This is a genomic window from Microtetraspora fusca, assembly GCF_001570365.1.
GTDB lineage: Bacteria > Actinomycetota > Actinomycetes > Streptosporangiales > Streptosporangiaceae > Microtetraspora > Microtetraspora fusca.
Window position 1 is genome coordinate 1 of record NZ_BBYK01000054.1, and the last position, 21,463, is coordinate 21,463.

19 protein-coding genes are annotated in these 21,463 nt (G+C 72.3%); 8 read left to right on the forward strand and 11 right to left on the reverse strand.

All coding sequences use genetic code 11. From position 1 onward, the window contains the following. The coding region (locus AWQ68_RS23400) for a coiled-coil domain-containing protein (protein ID WP_218006997.1) at positions 1 to 426 on the forward strand (426 nt) is incomplete at its 5' end. A gap of 188 nt (positions 427 to 614) precedes the next feature. On the opposite strand, the gene AWQ68_RS23405 is transcribed toward AWQ68_RS23400, so the two are convergent. The 3 genes from AWQ68_RS23405 to AWQ68_RS23415 form a co-directional block, all read right to left on the reverse strand. Further along, positions 615 to 1,307 (reverse strand): rhomboid family intramembrane serine protease, encoded by a 693-nt coding sequence (locus tag AWQ68_RS23405; RefSeq protein WP_218006998.1) that lies wholly within the window; start codon positions 1,305 to 1,307, stop codon positions 615 to 617. A gap of 146 nt (positions 1,308 to 1,453) precedes the next feature. Beyond that, positions 1,454 to 1,855 (reverse strand): nitroreductase family deazaflavin-dependent oxidoreductase, encoded by a 402-nt coding sequence (locus tag AWQ68_RS23410; RefSeq protein WP_066943675.1) that lies wholly within the window; start codon positions 1,853 to 1,855, stop codon positions 1,454 to 1,456. 196 nt (positions 1,856 to 2,051) lie between these two features. After that, entirely contained in the window at positions 2,052 to 2,633 is a 582-nt protein-coding gene (locus AWQ68_RS23415) for a TetR/AcrR family transcriptional regulator (protein ID WP_066943677.1), read from the reverse strand. Positions 2,634 to 2,743: 110 nt separating this feature from the next. Between AWQ68_RS23415 and AWQ68_RS23420 the strand changes: the two genes are divergently transcribed. Beyond that, a complete protein-coding gene (locus AWQ68_RS23420) occupies positions 2,744 to 4,336 on the forward strand; it encodes an MDR family MFS transporter (protein WP_066943679.1) in 1,593 nt (530 codons plus the stop codon). 111 nt (positions 4,337 to 4,447) lie between these two features. On the opposite strand, the gene gnd is transcribed toward AWQ68_RS23420, so the two are convergent. After that, on the reverse strand, positions 4,448 to 5,869 hold the full coding sequence (gnd, locus tag AWQ68_RS23425) for an NADP-dependent phosphogluconate dehydrogenase (RefSeq protein WP_066943682.1): 1,422 nt from the start codon (positions 5,867 to 5,869) through the stop codon (positions 4,448 to 4,450). A 230-nt stretch (positions 5,870 to 6,099) separates the two neighbouring features. On the opposite strand from gnd, the gene AWQ68_RS23430 reads away from it, so the two are divergent. Continuing rightward, complete coding sequence (locus tag AWQ68_RS23430; RefSeq protein WP_245656057.1) at positions 6,100 to 6,984, forward strand: glycoside hydrolase family protein; 885 nt, start codon at positions 6,100 to 6,102, stop codon at positions 6,982 to 6,984. A 92-nt stretch (positions 6,985 to 7,076) separates the two neighbouring features. Here AWQ68_RS23430 and AWQ68_RS23435 read toward each other — a convergent pair whose 3' ends face one another. Next, positions 7,077 to 8,045, reverse strand: coding sequence for a sulfotransferase family protein (locus AWQ68_RS23435; RefSeq protein WP_066943686.1), 969 nt, complete (start codon positions 8,043 to 8,045; stop codon positions 7,077 to 7,079). 328 nt (positions 8,046 to 8,373) lie between these two features. Between AWQ68_RS23435 and AWQ68_RS23440 the strand changes: the two genes are divergently transcribed. The 4 genes from AWQ68_RS23440 to AWQ68_RS23455 all read left to right on the forward strand — a co-directional run bounded on the left by AWQ68_RS23440 (position 8,374) and on the right by AWQ68_RS23455 (position 13,006). After that, the gene (locus AWQ68_RS23440) at positions 8,374 to 8,952 is read left to right on the forward strand and encodes a hypothetical protein (protein WP_245656058.1); all 579 of its coding nucleotides are present in this window, start codon (positions 8,374 to 8,376) and stop codon (positions 8,950 to 8,952) included. A 233-nt stretch (positions 8,953 to 9,185) separates the two neighbouring features. After that, positions 9,186 to 10,895 carry a lysine--tRNA ligase gene (lysS, locus tag AWQ68_RS23445; RefSeq protein WP_066943688.1) on the forward strand — a complete coding sequence of 570 codons (1,710 nt, stop codon included), beginning with the start codon at positions 9,186 to 9,188 and terminating at the stop codon, positions 10,893 to 10,895. 190 nt (positions 10,896 to 11,085) lie between these two features. Beyond that, a complete protein-coding gene (locus AWQ68_RS23450) occupies positions 11,086 to 11,688 on the forward strand; it encodes a TetR/AcrR family transcriptional regulator (protein WP_084464322.1) in 603 nt (200 codons plus the stop codon). Continuing rightward, positions 11,681 to 13,006, forward strand: coding sequence for a glycosyltransferase (locus AWQ68_RS23455; protein ID WP_066943690.1), 1,326 nt, complete (start codon positions 11,681 to 11,683; stop codon positions 13,004 to 13,006). The genes AWQ68_RS23450 and AWQ68_RS23455 overlap by 8 nt, the downstream gene beginning before the upstream one ends. 69 nt (positions 13,007 to 13,075) lie before the next feature. Here the strand turns inward: AWQ68_RS23455 and AWQ68_RS23460 are convergent, their stop codons facing one another. Then, on the reverse strand, positions 13,076 to 13,603 hold the full coding sequence (locus AWQ68_RS23460; protein ID WP_066943692.1) for a GNAT family N-acetyltransferase: 528 nt from the start codon (positions 13,601 to 13,603) through the stop codon (positions 13,076 to 13,078). A gap of 157 nt (positions 13,604 to 13,760) precedes the next feature. Between AWQ68_RS23460 and AWQ68_RS23465 the strand changes: the two genes are divergently transcribed. Continuing rightward, a complete protein-coding gene (locus AWQ68_RS23465) occupies positions 13,761 to 14,060 on the forward strand; it encodes a hypothetical protein (RefSeq protein WP_157545627.1) in 300 nt (99 codons plus the stop codon). Here the strand turns inward: AWQ68_RS23465 and AWQ68_RS23470 are convergent. The 5 genes from AWQ68_RS23470 to AWQ68_RS23485 form a co-directional block, all read right to left on the reverse strand. Beyond that, the gene (locus AWQ68_RS23470; protein ID WP_066943696.1) at positions 14,041 to 15,774 is read right to left on the reverse strand and encodes a (2,3-dihydroxybenzoyl)adenylate synthase; all 1,734 of its coding nucleotides are present in this window, start codon (positions 15,772 to 15,774) and stop codon (positions 14,041 to 14,043) included. The genes AWQ68_RS23465 and AWQ68_RS23470 overlap by 20 nt on opposite strands. Further along, positions 15,755 to 17,839: an acetate--CoA ligase family protein gene (locus tag AWQ68_RS23475; RefSeq protein WP_066943698.1), complete on the reverse strand. Its 2,085-nt coding sequence runs from the start codon at positions 17,837 to 17,839 to the stop codon at positions 15,755 to 15,757. The genes AWQ68_RS23470 and AWQ68_RS23475 overlap by 20 nt, the downstream gene beginning before the upstream one ends. Continuing rightward, positions 17,836 to 19,407, reverse strand: coding sequence for an FAD-dependent monooxygenase (locus tag AWQ68_RS23480; RefSeq protein WP_066943700.1), 1,572 nt, complete (start codon positions 19,405 to 19,407; stop codon positions 17,836 to 17,838). Before AWQ68_RS23480 ends, AWQ68_RS23475 begins: the two co-directional genes overlap by 4 nt. Positions 19,408 to 19,412: 5 nt before the next feature. Continuing rightward, positions 19,413 to 19,547 (reverse strand): hypothetical protein, encoded by a 135-nt coding sequence (locus AWQ68_RS45780; RefSeq protein WP_281217720.1) that lies wholly within the window; start codon positions 19,545 to 19,547, stop codon positions 19,413 to 19,415. Between the two features lie 109 nt (positions 19,548 to 19,656). Further along, positions 19,657 to 21,429: an FAD-dependent oxidoreductase gene (locus AWQ68_RS23485; RefSeq protein ID WP_066943702.1), complete on the reverse strand. Its 1,773-nt coding sequence runs from the start codon at positions 21,427 to 21,429 to the stop codon at positions 19,657 to 19,659. Between the last annotated feature and the right edge of the window lie 34 nt (positions 21,430 to 21,463).

The following is a 21,463-nucleotide window of genomic DNA, read 5'->3' on the forward strand; positions in this document are numbered from 1 at the left end:
GGTACGTTGACCGTGACCATAGAGAGCTTGGACAGGCGGGTGACCGCGCTCGAAGGGCAGGTGAAGACCGTGAGCCACTTCGCGGGACTGGCACAGCGGCGCTACGAGGCCACCGCGGAGTGCGTCGGCCTCGTACAGGTGGAGATCAAGGCCCTGCGCACCGAGATGAACGAGCGGTTCGACGCCCTCGGCGAGAGCGTCGGCAAGCTCGAACAGCGGATGGACCGGTTCGAGGAGCGCATGGACCGGTTCGACGAGCGCGTCACCAACGTGGAGGGCCGTCTCGCGAAGGTGGAGGACCGCCTCACGAATGTCGAGAACCGCCTGGCCAGGGTCGAGCACCGGCTCGACGGGGTCGAGGTGATCCTCAAGTCCCACGGTGAGATGCTGCGGGAGATCCTCCAGAGGCTCCCCTCCGCCGCGTAGGGAGCGTCGGACACGACGTGGGCTCACTGCCCGGCCGAGATCCTCAGCCGGGCGGTCGGCCGGCCGCGCGACCACGGTTCGACGACGTCCCGGGGCCCGGACCCCGGGACGTCGGACGGGCCGGCTCCCGATAGGGCGGCCTCGACCCGCGACGCCGGGTGGACCGGACGAATGGTCCGCCCTCGGCCTCAGAGGCCGAGGTCCTCGATCTCCTTCAGCAGCGCCGACCGTGAGTCGCCCGCGGGCCCGGGCGAGGCGCTGTCCCGGCCGCGGGACACCGCGGGCGGGCCGGAGGACGCGGCGACCCGGCGTTCGCGGAACAGGTAGCCGCCCGCGATGCCGCCCAGGAACCCGAACAGGTGCGCCTGCCAGCCGATCCCCTCGGCCGGCAGAAGCCCGGTGAACTGGTACGCGAAGCAGAGCCCCATGACCACGCCGATCACGATGTCGATCAGGTGCCGGTCGAACGCGCCGCGTACCAGGATGTATCCGAAGTACCCGAACACCAGGCCGCTCGCGCCCGCTCCGACGGTCGAGGGGGCAGCGGTGAACCACGCGCCGAGCCCGCTCGTGACGGCGATCAGGGCGGTCACCCCGAAGAACTTCTTCACTCCCCGGTACGCGGCGAGGAATCCGAAGATGAAAAGAGGGCCCGAGTTGCCCTCGATGTGCCCCCAGCTCCAGTGCAGGAACGGGGCGGAGACGATGCCGGGCAGACCGTCCAGTTGCCACGACCTGATCCCGTAGCTGTAGCTGAGCCCGTAGCCGGCGGCCCAGTTGACGATCTGGACGATCCAGATGAGGCCGAGAAAGCCGACCATGACCCAGAACGCCTTCCGGGCCTCGGCGATCATGATCTCGGCGGTGCGGCCGTCGCTCAACGAACCTCCCCGTACGCCGGATATTCCAGCCGAAACATATCCCCGGGTGGGCACGGCCGCCACCGGCGGAGCCGCACGGCCACGGCTGCCGCCGATGTTCCGCGCCCCGAGCCGGGCCGGGCGGCGGGAGGCCGCCCGGCCCTCGGTCACGCGCGTTCGATGACGACCACCGGGATCTCGCGTTCGGTCTTGCGCTGATAGTCGTCGTACGCGGGCCAGGTGGCGGCCATGGTGCGCCACATGTCCGGTTTCTCCTCCGGAGTGGCCGTGCGGGCCACGGCCGCGAACCGGTCACCCTTGACCTGGAACTCCACATGCGGGTCGGCCTCGAGGTTCCGGTACCAGAGCGGCGGCTCGTCGGCGCCGCCCTTGGACGCCACCACCAGGTAGGCGTCGCCGTACTTCTGGTAGATGAGCGGGGTGCTGCGCTTGAGCCCGGACCGGCGGCCGGTGGTCGTGAGGATCGCGACCGTCGTGCCCTGCCAGTCGTGGCCCTCGCCGCCGTCGGTTTCGACGTACCGCTTCACGTGTTCCGCACCGAACAACATGTCGCCCTCCCGTTGTGATTGGTTGTCGAGTCGATCTGCTCTCCGACCCGGGGAGACGTGGATGAGGGCCCGTCCGTGACGGGCCGGAGTCGTCCGGAGCGCGCCACGTCCACGTCCACGGGTGACGCGTGATCACACGCTCATCCTTATACACCCGCGCCCAGATCGGGTTTCTGCCAGCGTGTCGTGGTGTGGGTCAGCTTTCCTCTCGCGCGGGGCACTCTTCCGCCGAGTCGATCAGTTCCAGCGCGAGCTGGAGCGCGGCCTCGATCCGCTCCTCGTCGCTCACCTTCTCGTCGCGCAGCACGAACCAGACCGCGTGCATGGTGAAGATCGACATGGAGCGCCGCAGCTTGACGGTGATCGGGTCGTCGGCGTCGCAGAGGACGGAGAGGAGGGCCGTCATCCGCTCGCGCATCATCATGACCTTGCTGTGCTGCTGGAGCGCGGTCTGGTTGCGCTCCAGGAAGCGCATGACCTCGTGGTCGCGCCCGCGGGTCATGTCCTCCGAGTAGCGGCGGATCAGCTGTCGGCGCGTCTCCGCGGTGCGCGGCTGCTCTTGCGCCCAGGCGACCAACGCGTCCAGGGACTTGATCCGGTCCTCGGTGAGGCTCGCGATGATGTCGTCCTTGGTTTTGAAGTGGTAGTAAAGGGCGGCTTTGGTGACGTTGAGAGCTTCGGCGATCTCGCGCAGCGAGGTCGCCTCGTACCCCTGCTCCGTGAAGAGCCGAAGCGCGACCTCCTGGATTCGGCTCCGCGTGTCGGTCTGAGCACCCATTGCCTTGCTTTACCCCTTTATTTAACTTGACGGCCGGTAAGCAGGGAGCCTACCGTATCCCTCTGCCACTTGCCGGTCGGCAAGTAAGTGACAGTTCAAGGGGGACATAAATGACGGAATCCGCCGCACCGCCAGGCAGGTCCAAAGAGGTCATGATGGTGCTGCCGGGCCTCATGCTCGCGATCATGCTGGCGATGCTCGACAACATGATCGTCGGTACGGCCATGCCGCGCATCGTCGGCGAGCTGAACGGCCTGGAGTACTTCACGTGGGTGACCACAGCCTATGTGCTCGGGACGACGGTCTCGACGCCGATCTGGGGCAAACTGGGTGACCTTTACGGACGTAAGAGCATCTTCCTGGCGTCGATCGTCATCTTCCTTGTGGGATCCGCGCTCTGCGGCATGGCGGGTTCGTCGCTCTTCGGCGGGACCGAGGACGGCATGATCGAGCTCATCGCCTTCCGTGCGGTCCAGGGCCTCGGCGCCGGTGGCCTCATGGTGAACGCGATGGCGATCGTCGGCGACCTCGTGCCGCCCCGCGAGCGCGGGCAGTACCAGGGCATCATGGCCGCGATCATGTCGCTGGCCATGATCGCGGGGCCGCTGGTCGGCGGCTTCATCACCGACCACCTGAACTGGCGCTGGGCCTTCTACGTGAACCTGCCCATCGGCGGCGTCGCGCTGCTCTGGCTGATCCTCAAGCTGCACCTGCCCAAGCACCGCACCGAGCACCGCATCGACTGGCTGGGCGCGGCCGTCCTCACCGTCGGCATCACCGCCATCGTGCTGATCACGTCCTGGGGCGGGCAGCAGCACGGCTACCCGTGGGGCTCCTGGCAGATCCTCAGCCTGGCCGCCCTCGCCGTGGTCTCACTGGCGATCTTCCTGCCGATCGAGAAGCGCGCGGCGGAGCCGATCATGCCGCTGCACGTGTTCGCCAACCGCAACTTCAGCCTGATCTCGGCGCTCGGCTTCCTGCTGGGGTTCGCGATGTTCGGCGCGATCAGCTTCCTGCCGCTGTTCCAGCAGACCGTGCAGGGCGCGACCGCCACCAACTCCGGCCTGCTCCTGCTGCCGATGATGGGCGCGTCGATGATCGTGTCGCTGTTCGTCGGCCGCGCGATCACCAAGACCGGGAAGTACAAGATCTACCCGGTCGTCGGCGGCGCGATCATGGCCGTCGGCGCCTGGCTGCTCTCCCTGCAGGACGCGAAGACCAGCACGCTGACGACCGGCGTGTACATCGCGGTCCTCGGCCTCGGCATGGGCTTCCTGATGCAGACCACCATGCTCATCGCGCAGAACAGCGTCGAGCAGAAGGACCTCGGCGTCGCGAGCAGCGCCTCCACGTTCTTCCGCTCGATCGGCGGCTCGTTCGGCATCTCACTGTTCGGGGCCATCTTCAACAACAAGCTGACCGAGCAGCTCACCGCCAAGCTCGGGCCCGAGATGGCCGACAAGGTGGCGTCCAGCGGCGGCCGGATGAACCCCGCCCAGCTCGCCCAGCTTCCTCCGCAGATGAAGGACGGCATCCTGGGCGCGCTCGCCGACTCCATCAGCGGGGTCTTCGGGTGGTCCGTCCTGTTCGCCGTGCTCGTCCCGGTGATCGCGATCTTCATCAAGGAGGTCCCCCTCCGCAGCGGCGCCTCCGCGCCCGGATCGGCGGAGGAGAAGGCCGAGGCCGTCCCGGTCTTCGAATAGACCGGGACGCCCGCGGTCCACGTGGTACGGCCCGCACCCCTCGCCGGGGTGCGGGCCGTACCGCGTTTTTCCAGAGCTTCCGTGTTTTTCCAGAGCTTCCGTGAGCCCCGGTCAGGCGGGCCGTTCCCGCCGGTCGCCGGACCAGTCGGTGTGGAACGCGCCCGCCTGGTCCACCCGGCGGTAGGTGTGCGCGCCGAAGAAGTCACGCAGGCCCTGGACGAGCGCGGCCGGGAGCCGGTCGCGGCGCAGCCCGTCGTAGTACGCGAGCGCGGACGAGAAGCCGGGCGTCGGAACGCCGATCGTCGCCGCCGTGGCGACCACCCGGCGCCAGGAGTCCTGCGCGTCGGCCAGCGCGGCGGCGAACGCCGGGGCCGCGAGCAGTGTCGGCAGGGCGGGATCGGCCTCGTAGGCCGCGCGGATGCGGTCGAGGAACCTGGCCCGGATGATGCAGCCGCCCCGCCAGATCGTGGCCATGGCGCCCCGGTCCACGTTCCAGCCGTACTCCTCGCCCGCGGCGGTGATCTGATCGAACCCCTGCGCGTACGCGACGATCTTGGAGGCGTAGAGCGCGCGCCGCACGTCGTCGACGAGCTCGGCCCCGGGCGCGGTGCCGTTCGGCCCGGTGAGGGAGCGGGCGGCGGCGCGCTGGCCGGGATGGCCGGACAACGCACGCGCGAACACCGCTTCGGCGATGCCGGTGACCGGGACGCCGAGTTCGAGGGCGCTCTGCACGGTCCAGCGGCCGGTGCCCTTCTGCTCCGCCTGGTCGAGCACCACGTCCACGAACGGCCGGCCGGTGGCGAGGTCGGTGTGCCCGAGCACCTCGGCGGTGATCTCGATGAGGTAGGACTCCAGCTCGCCCCGGTTCCACTCGCGGAAGACGTCCGCCAGCTCGCCCGGCGACAGCCCGAGCGCCTGCCGCAGCAGGTCGTAGGACTCGGCGATGAGCTGCATGTCGGCGTACTCGATGCCGTTGTGGACCATCTTCACGAAGTGCCCGGCGCCGTCCGGCCCGACGTGGACGCAGCACGGGGTGCCGTCCACCTTGGCGGCGATGTCCTCCAGCAGCGGCCCCAGCGTCTCGTACGCCTCGGCGGCGCCGCCCGGCATGATGCTGGGCCCGTTCAGCGCGCCCTCCTCGCCCCCGGAGATGCCCGTGCCGACGAAGTGCAGGCCGCGCTCCCGGAGGGCGGCCTCCCTGCGGCGGGTGTCCAGGAAGTGCGCGTTGCCACCGTCGATGATCATGTCGCCCGGCTCCATGTACCCGGCGAGTTCCTCGATCACGGCGTCCGTGGACGGGCCCGCCTTGACCATGATGATCGCCTTGCGCGGCCGCTGGAGCGAGGAGACGAACTCCTCCACTGAGGAGGACGGGACGAAGGCGCCCTCGTCGCCGTGCTCCTCCATGAGCTGCTTGGTGCGGCTCTCGGTCCGGTTGTGGACGGCGACCACGTGACCGTGGCGGGCGAAGTTCCGCGCGAGGTTGCGGCCCATGGTGGCCAGCCCCGTCACTCCGATGTCTGCTGTGCGCATGGTCCCAGTCTTATCCCATGGCCTCGGCGCGCGAACGCGGCCGGTGGAGTGACCAGCGCGGACCGTCAAAACCAATCAAACAGATGGGTATTGTGTAATTATCTCGCGGCGTCGCGCCGGAAACCCCGCCGGCTTTCCGCGTATAAGGGTGCCGTGCAGCCGTGGCGGGGTCGGCCCCGCCGTACTCCGGCCGCCCTCGCCCGCCCACGTGACCCAACGGAGAGATTGACGTGTTCATACCGCAGCCGGACCGTTCCGTCGTCGCCGTCTTCCCGCCCGGGGACGGTCCCGGATTCTGGGCGGGCGCGCCCAGCGCCGTCCACCGGGACGGCTCGATCTATCTCGCGTACCGGCTGCGGCGGCCCCTCGGTGAGGGGAGGGGGTACGCGGTCGCCGTCGCCAGGTCCGCGGACGGCGAGCGGTTCGAGACGCTCCTCACGATCACGAAGGAGCGGATGGACGCCGAGTCGCTGGAGCGGCCCACCCTCGTGGCGACGCCCGACGGCGGCTGGCGGCTCTACCTGAGCTGCGCGACGCACGGAACCAAGCACTGGCGGGTGGAGGTGATCGAGGCCGCCGACCCCGCGTCCTTCGACCCCGCCACGTCGCGGGTCGTCCTGCCCGGCGACCCCAAGACGGGCGTCAAGGACCCGGTGATCGTCCGCCATGACGGCCTGTGGCACCTGTGGGCGTCCTCCCATCCGCTGGAGGACCCCGACGAGGCCGACCAGATGGTCACCGACTACGCCACGAGCCACGACGGCCTGGAGTGGACCTGGCAGGGCACCGCGCTCGACCGCCGTCCCGGCTCCTGGGACTCCCGTGGCGTACGGGTGAGCGCGGTGCGCTTCGACGGGGACGGCGCGGTCACGGCCTACTACGACGGCAGGGCCTCGGCCGAGGAGAACTACGAGGAGCGGACCGGCGTCGCGACCGGTCCCGGCCCCTCGACGCTGACGGCGGACGGCTCGGTCCCCGCCGCGCGCTCCCCGTACGCCGGGGGAGGGCTGCGCTATGTCGACATCGTCCCCGTCCCCGGCGGGCACCGGCTGTACTACGAGTTCACCCGGGCCGACGGAGCGCACGAGCTGCGCACCGAACTCCGGCCGAGCTGACCCGCTTCCGGTGATCCCCGCCGCGGCGCGCGGCGGGGAAACGGTGGCGCTTTCCGGAGAGTGCGCTCCGTCGTGGTCCGTGGCTTGTGGCGTCAGAGGGCCTTGGGACGGCCGTTCCTTGCCTGCCGCTGCCCGGTGGGCCGGACGCCCACCAGCCCGCCCGACCGCTCCTTCGGCCGCAGCCAGTCGCTGAAGTCGTCCCCTGTCACGTCCTGCAGGAGCGCGATGTCGGCCGTGAAGTACGACAGCAGCTCCTGTCGCTGCACCCAGGTCAGCGGCTCGCGCGCCCGGCCCTTGTGCTGCAGCACGCGCTCCAGGGGGGCCGTCAGCGCCTGGCCCGCCACCCGGTCGCCGAGCCGTACGAGCTGGGACAGCAGCCGGTGCCGGAGCGTCTCCGGCGGGTGGGCCGTGACGTTCTCGCGCGGCACCTCCGCGATGATCCCCTGCTCGACGCCCAGGAACGCGCAGATGCGGTCGAGGGCGACGTCCGGCCGGTCCACCAGATCGCGGTAGCGGAACACCAGGACCTGCTCGTGGGGGAACAGCGTGTACAGGTGCCGCAACTGCCGGCCGTACCGGCCGAGTCCGACGTAGTGCCAGAACGGTGACCATCCGGCCGCCACTCGGCGGTCCTCCTCGGCGCAGGCACGCACGACGTCGTCGATCGGCTCCAGGCCGGCGGACCAGAGGTGCGTCCAGTTCGAGTGTGCCCGCTCTACCGGATCGCGCAGGACGACGATCAGCCTCGCGCCCGGGATCAGCGCCCGGATGCGCCGCTGGGCGGCGAAGTCGTACAGGTAGAACGGGGTGGACTCCCCGCGCAGCGCGCCCGGGGGAGCGCCGTCGAACAACGCCTCGTAGTCCGCACGCCGCCACACGTGCTCGCGGTACGTCTGCGCGTCTCCGGGGCCGCCGCGTCTCGGCGGCGGGCCGTCCGTCAAGAAGAACTTCGGCTCCTTGACGGCCGACATGTGCAGCCGGGGATGGTGGGCCAGGGCGCTGTGCAGGGCCGTCGTCGCGGCCTTGGGCGCCCCGATCACCAGGAAGTCCGGCAGGGTCATCACCGCCTCCTCCAGGGTTTTCCTACAAATTTAGTTGGAAAATCTGATCCTGTGGAGAAGGCGGCGTCGCGCGTTGATCCGGCGCCGCGCCCGCCGGTGAACGCGCCGGTACGCGGCCATCCTTCCCGAGTGCCCATCACACCGCCGAACATGTCCCCGCGCCCGCGACGGCCCCGCTCGGCGGGGTGAGTGCGCCGGACGCGGGGGTATGGGCAGCGAAGTCGTCCATGTCGGACGCCCCTTCCGGATCGCGCCGGACGCCGTCTCCCGACGACCGCCGGGAGCGGCGTCCGGCGCGCGTCCCGGAGCGAAGGCCGAGGTGGCAGACATGAAACGCACGACACCCGCGAGCGCCCCCGCGCCGCCCGCGTACGCGCCGGAGCGTCCCGAGGAGCGGAAGACGGCGGTGACCCGGGAGCGGGCCCGGGGGAAGGCGGGGAGGAAGCCGATCCTGCGCGCGGCGGTACGCGGCGCGATCGGCGCCATGGCGATGTCCGGCTTCCGGCAGGCCATGGTCGCGCTGAGCGCGATCGAGAGGGTCCCTCCGGAGTCGATGCTCCGGCGCGTCGTCCCCAGCCTGTTCCACCGCGTCCCCTCCCGCCGGCGGCCCGCCCTGGTCGAGTTCGCCCACTGGGCGTACGGCGCCGCCGGGGGCGCGGCCTTCGGGTTGCTGCCGCGCGCCGTCCGGGAACGGCCGTGGGCGGGCCCGCTGTACGGCGTGCTGATCTGGGGGGCGTTCGAGGGCGGCCTCGCGCCCGTGGTCGGCCTGACCGAGGAGAAGAGCCACGACCCGGTCGAGCGGCTGGTGTTCCTGGTCGACCATCTGCTGTACGGCGTCGTCGTCGCGGCCTCGCCCTGGCCGCACCACGACATACCGGTCGCGGAGGACGACCGGCGGGGGCGCTGATCCGCGCCCGCTCCCCGATCGGCGGGCGCAAACCGCACGCCCGCTCGCCGGACCGGCGGGGCGCCGACCGCATCCCGCTCACTCGATCGGCCATACCCGCCGGGCCGGTCGGCGCCGTTGGACAGCCGGATTTTCCACGGCGAATCCGGGCGCGGAGGTGCCGGACGGACCGGGGAGCCCCGGGCATCCGCGAGAATGGATGACCGGGATTTCACAGAAAGGGTGCGTCGATCGTGGCTGGAAGCTCCGAGACCGACTGGGTCTCCCGTTTCGCTGACGAGGTCATCGCCGAGGCGGAGCGTCGCGCGCCCGGAAAAGCCATCGTCTGCGCATCTGGCCTCAGTCCGTCAGGGCCCATCCACCTGGGGAACCTGCGTGAGGTCATGACGCCGCATCTCGTCGCCGACGAGATCCGCCGTCGCGGGTACGAATGCGTGCACATCATCTCCTGGGACGACTACGACCGATTCCGCAAGGTCCCGGCCGGCATCGACCCGGCGTGGGCCGAGCACATCGGCAAGCCGCTGACCTCCGTGCCCGCGCCCCAGGGCAGCCCCTACGCGAACTGGGCCGAGCACTTCAAGGCCCCGATGATCGCGGCGCTCGCCGAGATGGGCATCGAGTTCCACGGCATCAGCCAGACCGAGCAGTACACCTCGGGCGCCTACCGTGAGCAGATCCTCTTCGCGATGCGCGAGCGGGAGCGGATCGACGCGATCCTCGCTCAGTACCGGACCAAGAAGCCGGCCGCCGGTCAGGGCGGGCAGCGGCAGGTCGACGAGGCGGAAGCCGCCGCCATCGAGGGATCCGGCGCGGCGACCGAGGACGACGGCAGCGCCGCCGCCGGCTATTTCCCGTACAAGCCCTACTGCTCGGCCTGCGAGCGCGACCTGACCACGGTCACCTCCTACGACGACGAGACGACCGAGCTCGCCTACACCTGCGTCTGTGGCTTCTCCGAGGTCGTGCGGCTGTCCGAGCACAACCGGGGCAAGCTGGTGTGGAAGGTCGACTGGCCGATGCGCTGGAAGTACGAGGGGGTCGTCTTCGAGCCGTCGGGGGTCGACCACTCCTCGCCGGGCTCCTCGTTCGTCGTCGGCGGGCAGATCGTCAGGGACGTGTTCGGCGGTGATCAGCCGATCGGTCCCATGTACGCCTTCGTGGGCATCAGCGGCATGGCCAAGATGAGCAGCTCCAAGGGCGGCGTGCCCACGCCCGCCGACGCCCTGGAGATCATGGAGGCGCCGCTGCTGCGCTGGCTGTACGCCCGGCGCAAGCCCAACCAGTCCTTCAAGATCGCCTTTGACCAGGAGATCCAGCGCCTCTACGACGAGTGGGACGCGCTGGCGCGCAAGGTCGCGGACGGCACGGCGCTGCCCGCCGACCTCGCGGCGCACGCCCGGGCGATCGGCACCGCCGCCGGCCCGCTGCCGACGACGCCGCGGCCGGTGTCGTACCGGACGCTCGCCTCAGTGGTGGACGTCTCGGCGGGCGATTCCGAGCAGACGCTGCGCATCCTGCGGGACCTCGACCCGGCCGACCCGATCGCGTCTCTGGACGAGACCCGGCCCCGCCTCGACCGCGCCGCCCACTGGGTCACCACCCAGGTGCCGCTCGAGCAGCGCACCCGCGTGCGCGACGAGCCCGACGCGGAGCTGCTGGAGTCGCTCGGCGACGCCGAGCGGGAGTCGCTGCGGCTGCTGCTGGACGGGCTCGACGAGCACTGGTCGCTGGACGCGCTGACCACCCTCGTCTACAGCGTGCCCAAGCTCCAGGCGGGCCTGCCGGCCGACGCCAAGCCGACGCCGGAGCTGAAGGTCGCGCAGCGCGGGTTCTTCGCCCTGCTGTACCGGCTGCTGGTCGGGCGCGACACCGGCCCGCGCCTGCCGACGCTGCTTCTCGCGGTCGGCGCCGGCCGGGTGCGCAAGCTGCTCGGCGCCTGACGCCGCCGCCTCACGGCCCGGGATGGCCTCGCCTCCCGGGCCGTCGGCATACCACGGTCAAGGTGGGGCCATCGCGCCCCGCTGACGTAGGCCGCCTCACCGCCGCCCGCGTCCCTGATCTCGCGGACCTCCGCCGGTTGCCCGAGATTTTCGCTTGACTGTGCCATCAATTGAATATAGACACGACTCCATGGAAAGTGAGGCCAGGCGTCCGTACCGGATGGGTGCCCGTGCCGCCGCCGTGGAGGCCACGCGCGCGCGCATCCTCGAAGCCGCGGCCGCGCTGTGGACGCGGCGGTGGTACGACGACGTCACGCTGCAGCACATCGCCGACGAGGCGGGCGTGTCGGTGCAGACCATCGTCAACCATTTCGAGGGCAAGGACGGGCTCGCCGATGTCCTCGCCGACCGGCTGGCATCTCAAACGGCGGTCGTCCGTCAGGCGCCGACCGGTGAGGTACAGGCGATCGTGGCCGTGCTGTTCGACGACTACGAACGCCACGGCGACGCCAACGTGCTCTGGACCGCGCAGGTCGACCGTGTCCCGGCGATCGCCCGCGCGGCCGCCCACGCGCGCAGCCAGCATCGGGCGTGGTTGGAGCAGGTCTTCGCCGACCGCCTTCCGGCCCCGGGCCCCGCACGCGAGCACGAACTGGCCCTGCACTACGCCGCCACGGACATCTACCTCTGGAAACTGTGGCGGCGCGACCTCGGGCTGTCGCGCGTGGACGCCGAACGTGCCATGTGCGACCTGCTGACCTCGATCGATCCGCGAAAGAGAAACCATGAGTAAGAGTTTCCTGTTCGCCACCTGGTCCGGCGGCGGAGCGGTGCCGCCCACACTCTCGGTCGCGCGTGCGCTGCGTGAACGCGGCCACGATGTCCGGGTGCTGGCCGACAGGTCGCTGCACGACGAGGTCGCCGCCGGCGGCGCGGAGCCGATCGCCTGGACGACGGCGCCCCAGGGCGACACCAGCGATCCGGCCAAGGAGGTCCTCAAGGACTTCGAGGCCCGCACGCCGCTGGGCGCGTTCGCGCGGCTGCGGGACCGCATCGTCTGCGGACCCGCGGCCGACTATGCCCAGGACACCCTGGCCGAGCTGCGCGCCCGTCCGGCCGACGTGCTGGTCGCCGACTTCTCGCTGCTCGGCACACTCACCGCCGGCGAGGCCGCCGGGATCCCCGTGGCCTCGCTCGGGACGACCGTCTATCCGCTCCCCAGCCCAGGAGCGCCACCGTTCGGTCCGGGATTCGCGCCGGCCATCGGCATGCTGGGGCGCCTCCGCGACCGGATCCTGACGGGGCTGATGATCAAACCGTGGGTGAAGGGACTGCCGGCGCTCAACGCCGCCCGCGCCGCCAACGGCCTATCGCCGGTGGGCTCGGTCATCGACGCATTCGGCCGTGTCGACCGGTTCCTCGTGCTGTCTCCCCGCGCGCTCGACTACCCCGGCCGACGCTTCCCCGCCTACGTGCGCCACGTCGGCCCACGGCTGGACGACCCCGCCTGGGCCGGGGAGCTGGAGCTGCCCGAGGGTGACGCACCGCTGGTGCTGGTCAGCCTGAGCTCGACGTTCATGAAGCAGCGCATGGTGCTCGAGCGCATCGCCGAAGCCCTCGGCACGCTGCCGGTGCGTGGGCTGCTGACGACCGGCCCGGCGGTGGATCCGGCGACGGTCCGCGCGCCCGGCAATGTCCTCGTCACCGGGTCGGCGCCGCACAGCGCGGCGCTGCGCCACGCCGCGGTGACGATCACGCACGCCGGCCACGGGACGGTCGTCAAGTCCCTGGCCGCAGGTGTTCCCCTGGTCTGCGTGCCGCTGGGGCGGGACCAGGGCGAGGTGGCGCGGCGCGTCGAACTGGCCGGCGCCGGGATCACCATGAGCAAGGGCGCCTCGCCCCGCGCGATCGCACAGGCGGTCGACCGAGTCCTCCATGACCCGTCCTACCAGCGCGAAGCGCAGCGGCTGGCCACCGAGATCGCCGCCGAGACGGCCACCGACCGAGCGGTCGCCGAACTCGAGGCCCTCGCCGAGCGGACGACCGGCAGGGACGAGGGCACTCCTGGGCACGACACGGCCGAACGATCCGGACTCAACAGCGTTGGTTGATCAGGGCGGCAGCACGGGAGCTCGGATGTCGGGTCGGAGATCCGGCTGTCGGCGCTCCGGACGGACCCGTCAGCCGGTCAGTTCCTCGGCCAGCAGGTCCATGAGGAGGCCGTCGTGCCAGGTGCCGTCCGGGCCGCGCTCGTAGCGCCGCATGACGCCGACCGGGCGGAAGCCCACCTTCCCGTAACACCGGATGGCGGCCGTGTTGTCCGCGGCCGGGTCGATCGTCAGCCGATGGTGGCCCCGGTCGACGGTCAGATGCCGGGCCAGCGTGCGTATGGCGTCGGCGCCGATGCCCCGGCCGTGCACCGCCGGATCGAGGAAGACGTCGATGCTCGCGTGGCGGTAGTCGGGCTCCTCCTCCGCCGCCCACTGGATCTGGCCGACCACGCGGCTGTCGTACACGATCGCGAGGACGGCGGTGTCCGGGTCGCTCAGGTCGCGGGCCACCTCCGCCGCCAGGTCCTCCCCGCCCCGCCACCACCGGTACACCTCGGGAGTGGCCCGGATGGCGGCGAGCGCCGGGATGTCGGTCTCCGTGGCGGGCCGCAAGGTCACCGCCGTGCCGTACAGAGTCGGATGTGGATCAAGGGACATGTCCGGACGCTACCTCAGCGTCCCCGCCGGTGCGGCGAAATGTCCGCGGCCCCTGGGGGAGTGCGCGGCTCCGCCCAGAGCCCCTCGCACACCACGCCGGCCGCTCGGTGAGCTGCTCCGTACGAGGGGAAATCGGGGCCGTTACGCCGAGGAGAGCGTGCGGCGCGTGGTGGACGACTCCGCACGCCATGGGCTGCTCCGGGGGAACGAGCGGATCCTCTTCACCACCGCCTACTTCCACGACCCCGACGAGATCCTCGGCGAGTTCGGCGACGCGGGCCTCCGGGAGGCCCGGCGATACGCCCTCGAAGGCGTGTTCGGCCTGTACGCCGACATCGACGAGTGGCTGGACGACCCGGAACGCCGCGACATGCTGCTTGACGTGGCCCGGCGATCCGAGGGCGAACCCACCCTGCTCGGCGTCGCCGGCCACATGCTCACCGTCGCCCAGGCGTGACTCCCATTCCCACCACCGGCGTCGCCCCCACGGCGATCCGCCCGGCGATGTCCGCCCGCAGCGCCTTCTTGTCGACCTTCCCGACCTTGGTCAGGACCAGGTCCTCGACGAGCACGAGGCGCTCGGGGAGTTTGAAGCGGGCCACGCCCACCTGGTCCATCACTGCGCGGACCTGTTCCAGCGTGACCGTCTCGCCGGGCTTCGGCACCACGTAGAGGCACACCCGCTCGCCGAGGACGGGGTCCGGCATGGCCACCGCGGCGACCTGGCTCACGGAGGGGAGCCGGTAGACGAGGTTCTCCACCTCCTCGGCGGAGATCTTCTCCCCGCCCCGGTTGATCATGTCCTTGTCGCGGCCCTCGACCACCAGGTTGCCCTCCGGCGTACGGCGGCAGATGTCGCCGGAGCGGTACCAGCCGTCGGCGGTGAAGGCACGGGCGTTCTGCTCCGCGGCCCGGTAGTAGCCGCGCGGGGTGTACGGGCCCCGGGTGAGCAGCAGGCCGGGTTCCCCCTCCGGCAGGTCCTGATCCAGTTCGTCCACGATGCGCACTTCGTCGTCGGGGGAGATCGGCCTGCCCTGGGTGGTGCACACGACGTCCTCCGGGTCGTCGAGGCGGGTGACGTTCAGCAGCCCCTCGGCCATCCCGAAGACCTGCTGAAGCGCGGCCCCGAGCACCGGCCGCACCCGGTACGCCAGCTCGTCGGGCAGCCGGGCGCCGCCGACCTGGAGGACCCGTAGCGTGGCGAGCCGTCCCGCGCCGTGTTCGGTGGCGTGCTCCAGCCACCGCCCGGCGACGGCGGGAACGACGGCGGTGTGCGTGACGCCCTCGGCCTCGACGGTGGCGAAGACGCGGCCGGGCTCCGGGGACGGCAGGGTGACCACCCGGCCGCCGGCCAGCAGCGTGCCCAGGATCCCCGGGCAGGCCAGGGGGAAGTTGTGCCCGGCGGGCAGGCTCACCAGGTAGACCGTGTCGGGCCCGGCCGCGACGAGTTCGGCGCTGGCCCGCGCGTTGTAGGCGTAGTCGTCGTGGGTGCGCGCGATGAGCTTGGGCAGCCCGGTCGTGCCGCCGGAGAGCAGGAAGACCGCCACGTCCCCGGCCGCGGGGGCGACGGCGTCGAGCCGGGCCCGGTCGGCCGCCGCCTCGGTGGCCGGGCCGCACAGTGCGCGCAGGTCCACGCCGCCGGAGGCGACGTCGTCCCCGGCGACCAGGACGTGCCAGTCCGCGCCGGTGGCGGCGCGTGCCTCGGCGGCGATGTCGTGGCCGAGCCGCTGGTGGTCGAAGTCGCGCATCCGGTCGGGCACGGCGATGGCGACCGCCTCGGCGTGGACGGCCAGGTGGGTCAGCTCGGCCCTGCGGTGCGCGGGCAGGGCCATGACCGGCACGATCCCGGCGCGCAGGCAGGCCAGGGTGAGCACGACGAACTCCCAGGAGTTGCCCAGCTGCACGACGATCCGGTCGCCCCTGGCGATGCCGAGGCGGAGCAGCCGTACGGCGGCGGCGTCGGCCCGTTCGGCGAGTTCCGCGTGGGTGAGCCGGACCCCGGCCCCGCCGTGGGCCACCGGATCGACGAGGGCGGGGGCGTCCGGGGTGCGGTCGGCCACCGCGCGGAGCAGGGTGCCGATCGGGACCCCGGCCCAGTGGCCCGCCGTGACGTAGCGCTCGGCGTACGGCGCGGGCCAGGGCACGGTGTGCTCATTGATCGGGGTGGGCATCGTCGGCCTTCCTCGTGAGGATGACGGCGTCGAGTGCGACCAGGCCTTCGTGGCCGAGTCGCAGGGGGTTGATCTCGATCTCGTCGAGGAGCGGGTTGGCGGTGAGCAGGTCGCCGAGCGCGGCGACGATCCGGCCCAGCTCCGCGACGTCGAGGACCGGGCCGCCGCGCCAGCCGGTGAGCAGGGCGCGCCCGGAGAGTTCCGCGGGCATCGCGGCGGCCTCCTCCGGGGCCAGCGGGCCGAGCCTGACGGTGACGTCGGCCAGCGCCTCCGCGACGGTGCCGCCCAGCCCGACCAGGACGACGGGCCCGAAGACCGGGTCGCGGCGGGCGCCGACCACCAGGTCGATCCCGGCGGGCGCCATCGACTCGACCAGGTAGCGGCGGGCCCCGGCCGCGTCGAGCCGGTCGAGCGCCGCGTCGAGCCGGTCGAGCGCCGCGTCGAGGTCGTCGCCGGTCACGACGCCGAGGTGGACCCCGCCGATCTCGGTCTTGTGCAGGACCGAGGCGTCGAGCAGTTTGACCGCCACCGGCCCGCCCAGTTCGGCGAGGGCGGCGCGCGCGGCGGCCCGGTCGGCGCAGGCGCGGCGTGGCATGGTCGCCACGCCGAGACGGCCGAGCAGGTCCTTGGCCTCGTGCTCGTCGTACGCGCCGGTGACGTCACGGGGCACCCCGGCGGGTACGGAGGGCACGAAAGGCACCTGGGCCGCCGCTCTGGCGCGGGCGTCGGACAGCAGTGCGGCGGTGGCGGCGGCCACGCCTCGGGGGTCGGCGGCCACGGCGATCCCGGCGTCCCGCAACGCCGCCCGGTTGCGGGCGACCTCCTCGCCCGTCCCGCCGAGGCCGAGCACCATGGGGACCCCGGCCGTACGACCCTGCCGGGCGGCGGCGACGACGTCCACGGCGTCCGGTTCGTGCAGGACGTAACCGGCGATCAGGTCGACGCCCGGGTCGGCGCCGACGGCGGCGAGCACGGCGCCCAGTTCGGGGCCGGGGCGGCCGGTGTCCACCGGGTTGAGCTGGTAGGTCAGCGGCGGCAGCAGCCCGGACAGGGTCCGCCGGGTGCCGGAGGTCAGCTCCGGCACCCGTGCCCCGCGGCCACGCAGATCGTCCAGGAGCAGCAGCCCGGGGCCCGCCTGGGCGGTGACCAGGCCGACGCCGGGCTCGGCGCACGGTGGCATCCGGGTCACCGACAGCGCGCCGACCGCGTCGACCAGCTCACGCTCGTCGCCGACGAGTACGGCTCCCGCCTGGGCGAGCGCGGCCCTGGTGGTCCGCCAGGAGGTGGCCAGCGCCCCGGTGTGCGAGGCGGCGAACGCGCCGACGTCGTGGCGGCCGACGACGAGCGCGACGACCGGGCGGCGCGCGGCGAGCCGGCGCACGCTCTCGACCAGCCGGGGGCCGTCCGCCACCGACTCGATGTGGAGCGCCACCGCCGCCGTGCCCAGGTCCTCGGCCAGGTGGTCCAGCACGTCGGGGGCGGTCACGTCCGCGCCGTTGCCGAGCCCGACCGCGAGGCTGACGCCGTACCCGGCCTCGGTCAGCGCGAACGCCAGGGCGTGGTTGACGCCGCCGCTCGCCGCGACGACGGCCACGGAGCCGGGCCGCACCCGGGCGGCGCCGGGGACGAAGCTGGCGGTCACCCCAGTGGCCGGGGCCAGGAAGCCGCTGGTGTTCGGGCCGAGCAGCCGGATGCCGGTGTCGCGGACGACCTCGCGCAGCGCGCGCTGGTGCGCCACGCCCGGCCCGCCCGCCTCGGCGAACCCGCCGCCGCAGACGACGGCGGCCCGCACTCCCGCGGCGGCGGCCTCGGCGAGCACGCCGGGGCAGGCCGCGGCCGGGACGCAGATCACCGCGAGGTCCACCGGCCCGGACTGCGCCGCGGCGCGGATCGAGGGGTGCATGGAGTCGTCGCGGGCGTTGACGAGTGCCAGGTGGCCGCCCGCCTCGGCGAACGCCGACAGCGACCGCGCCATGACCGCGCCGAGCTTGGCCGGGTCGCGGGACGCGCCGACGACGGCGACGCCGCGCGGCGCGAACATCGGGGTCAGGCCGCGCGCGGTCATCGGGGCACCCCCACCAGGTCGGCGCGGCCGGACAGCACCGTGGTCAGCGCCCGGTCGAGGTCGTGGTCCGGCTCGACCGTCAGGGCGGGCAGCCCCTCCTGTAGCCTCGCCCGCTCGCAGAGCAGGGCGCGGGTCAGCGGGGTGCCCCCGTGTACGGCGACCAGCACGGGGGCGTCCTGCCCGGTCAGCCCGGCGAGCCGGTCGAACGACGCGGGCAGGCCCGCCTCGGTGTCCGGCGCGGCCAGCAGCGCCCCCCACGTCCCAGGTGCCGGCCGCCCGGACAGGGACAGGTCGCCGGTGCCGCGTACCGCGACGGGCAGGCCGTCCGGGCCGGTGACGATGTCCACGAGGCGGCCGGGCGCGGACCAGCGGGGCGTGCGGAACGGGGTGTCGAGCGGCTGGGCGCCGTGCTCCTCGCGCCACCTGCGGTGCGCGCCGGCGACGTAGTCCGGCGCGCGCCGGGCCAGCCGGGCGTCGGTGATGCTGCGGGTCAGGAAGTGGTAGGCGAACTGCCACGGCTCGAACGCCTCGTGGTAGCCGCCGAAGTTCTCCCACCAGGCCAGGCTGGGCCGCGCGGAGTCCTGGATGTGCCGCACCGGCGGCTGGGCGGCCCGCTCGTAGGCGGCCAGGGCGGCGGGCAGGTCACCGGGGTGCGCGACCAGCGCCCCGGCGAGGGCGACGGCGTCCTCCATCGCCATCTTGGTGCCGGATCCCACTGAGAAGTGCGCGGTGTGCGCGGCGTCGCCGAGCAGGGCGACCGGGACCGGGCTCAGGGTGTGCCACCGGCGGGTCCGGCGGGTGCGGAAGTTCGCCCACCGGGAGTTGTTCGTCAGCAGCCGCCCGCCGTCGATCTGGTCGGCGAAGAGCCGCTCCAGGTACTCCTTGGACCGCATGTCGCTCGGTCCGGGCGGCTGGGTCACGTCGAACGCGTCGAGCCGGGCCCGCCGCCACGACGCCTCGTCGGTCTCGACGATGAACGTCGACACCGTGTCGGAGATCGGGTAGCCGTGCACCGCGAAGACGCCGTCCGGGCCGCTCTCGTGGATGAACGTGAGCCCGTCGAAGAGGTGGTCGGTGCCGAACCAGATGAACTTGGCGCCGGCCGTCTCCACCTCCACGCCCAGGCCGGGGCCGAGGGCGTCGCGGATCCTGGATCCGGTGCCGTCCGCGGCCACGACGAGGTCGTAGCCCGTCAGGTCGTCCAGGGTCACCTCGGTGGAGAACCGCAGCGTGGCTCCCATGTCGCGGGCGCGATCCTGGAGCAGCAGGAGCAGGGTGCGCCGGGCGACGGCGGCCATGCCGTTGCCGCCGCAGCGGATCCGCTCGCCCTTCAGTCGTACCTCGATCTCGTCCCAGTGCCGCCCGTGCTCGACCAGCGCCCGGCGCAGCACCGGGTCGGCCCGGTGGATCGCCTCCAGGGTGCGGTCCGAGAAGACGACGCCGAAGCCGAACGTGTCGTCGGCGCGGTTGCGCTCGAACACGGTGACCTCGGCCGTGGGGTCCGCCTGCCTGACCAGCGCGGCCAGGAACAGCCCGCCCGGCCCACCGCCCGCCACTGCGACACGCATCGCGATCAGCCCTCCCCGGCCATGACGTCGCGGTTCTCGCCGACGCCCTCGGCCCGGGTGACCGGACGCGCGCCCGCGGCCAGGTGGCGCGGGTGTTCGCCGACACGGACCGCCGCGGTGCTGATCGTCGCGATTTTCACTGCTGACAGCCTCTCTGGAGGTACGGACTTGAGATCTCCGGCGGAAGAACGCCCGGAGGTACGGCACGCCCGGGGCCACGCCCGCGCGGACGTGGCACCGGCGTTCCGGTCAGACGGCGGAGTCCGCGCGGCCGAGGATCTTCGCGAGGGCCCCGCCCAACGCGGCCTCCGGGTCCGACGGCAGGGAGGCGGCCCGCCAGCCCACCATGTGGTCGGGGCGGACCAGCAGGACGCCGTCCTCGCCTACCTCGGAAGCGGCCCGGTAGTCGCCGTAGCTGTCCTCGTAGTCGCAGCCCCGGCCGATGCCGTGCACCCGGATCGGCAGGCCGAAGCGCGCCGCGACCGCCTCGGCGGCCGCGCGCCAGGCCGCGCCGCCGATCCCGGTCAGCAGGGTGAACTCGCCCCTGCCGCACAGGTCGAAGGTGGACACCCGCCGCTGGTCGCGGGTCACCCACACGTGCGGCAGGTGCCGTCCCGGGCGGGTGGTCCGGAAGTAGTAGACCTCCTCGTCACGCGGCGCGGGCACCTCGGGTGTGCCGTCCGGGACGACGGCCGCGGAGGTGTAGTGCTGGTTGGTCTCGACTCCGTGCGTGTTGAAGCACATGAGCGTGGCGTGCAGCGCGTCGTCGAACGTGCGGCGGCGCCGACCCGCCTCCGCCGTCGGCTCGGACAGCCGGTCGATCGCCTCACGCATCGTGTTCTCGTCCGGCGCGGTCGGCAGTTCGAGCGCGGCGAAGATCGGCGGCATGAGGTGCGCGCTGCGGGTGGCCCGCTGCACGATCTGCTTGGCGACGGGCGCTCGCTCGTCGCGGTAGGTCTCGATCAGCGAGGGCGCGGCCTGGCCACGAAGGACCAGCGCGAGCTTCCAGCACAGGTTGTAGCTGTCCTGCATGGAGGTGTTGGAGCCGAGGCCGTTCATGGGCGAGTGCCGGTGCACGGCGTCACCCACGCAGATGACCCGGCCCCGCATGTTGTCCGTCGCGTACACGTCGTTGACGGCCCAGGTGGAGATCGACAGCACCTTCACCGGGACGGTGTCGTCGCCGATGAGCTGGTGCGCGATCCGGATGCCGTCCTCCTCGGTGAACGTGGGCGTGCCCTGCGACTCGTCGTAGCCCCACACGCCGACCCACCGGGTCCACGGGCGGACCATGCGCAGGACGCCGATGCCGTTGCCGTCATGGCCGACCCCGGGCTGTACCAGCCAGTACATGTCGCCCGGCCGGTGTTCCACGAACCGGGTGAGGTCCGCCTCGAACACCACGTTGATCGAGCCGCCGGTGCCCATCTCACCGACCATCGGCAGGCCGAGCTTCTCGGCGACGACGGACCTGCCGCCGTCCGCGCCGATCAGGTACTTGCCGCGGATGCCGTACTCCTGGCCGGTCAGCCGGTCGCGGACCAGGGCGGTCACGCCGTCCTCGTCCTGGGTGAACGTCACCAGTTCGGTGTTGAACCGTACGGAGGAGCCACGCGAGGACGCGGCGTCCACCAGGATCGGCTCCAGAATGTGCTGCGGCAGGTCGCACACCGAGCAGGGGCTGGCGAGGTCGTGCTCGGCCTTGAAGTGCGGGTGCGTGTACCAGGTCCGCAGCCGCCCCAGCTCGCGACCGCTGAGGCTGGTCGCGTAGACGTGCTCGCCCATCAGGTGCTGCGGCGTCGCGCCTGCGATCACCTGCTGCTCCAGGCCGAGGTCGCGCAGCACCTCGACACCGCGCTGGTTGGTGATGTGCGCGCGGGGCGTGTTCGAGACCCCGGCGTACTTGTTGATCATCACGTTCCGGATGCCGTACGTCGCGAGCAGCGCCGCGGCGGTGGCGCCGGCGGGCCCGGCGCCGACGATGAGGACTTCGGTCTCCAGGACGGGGGTGAGGTTGTCCATCTGCCAGTGACTCCTAGGTGTGGGGTGTCGCGAC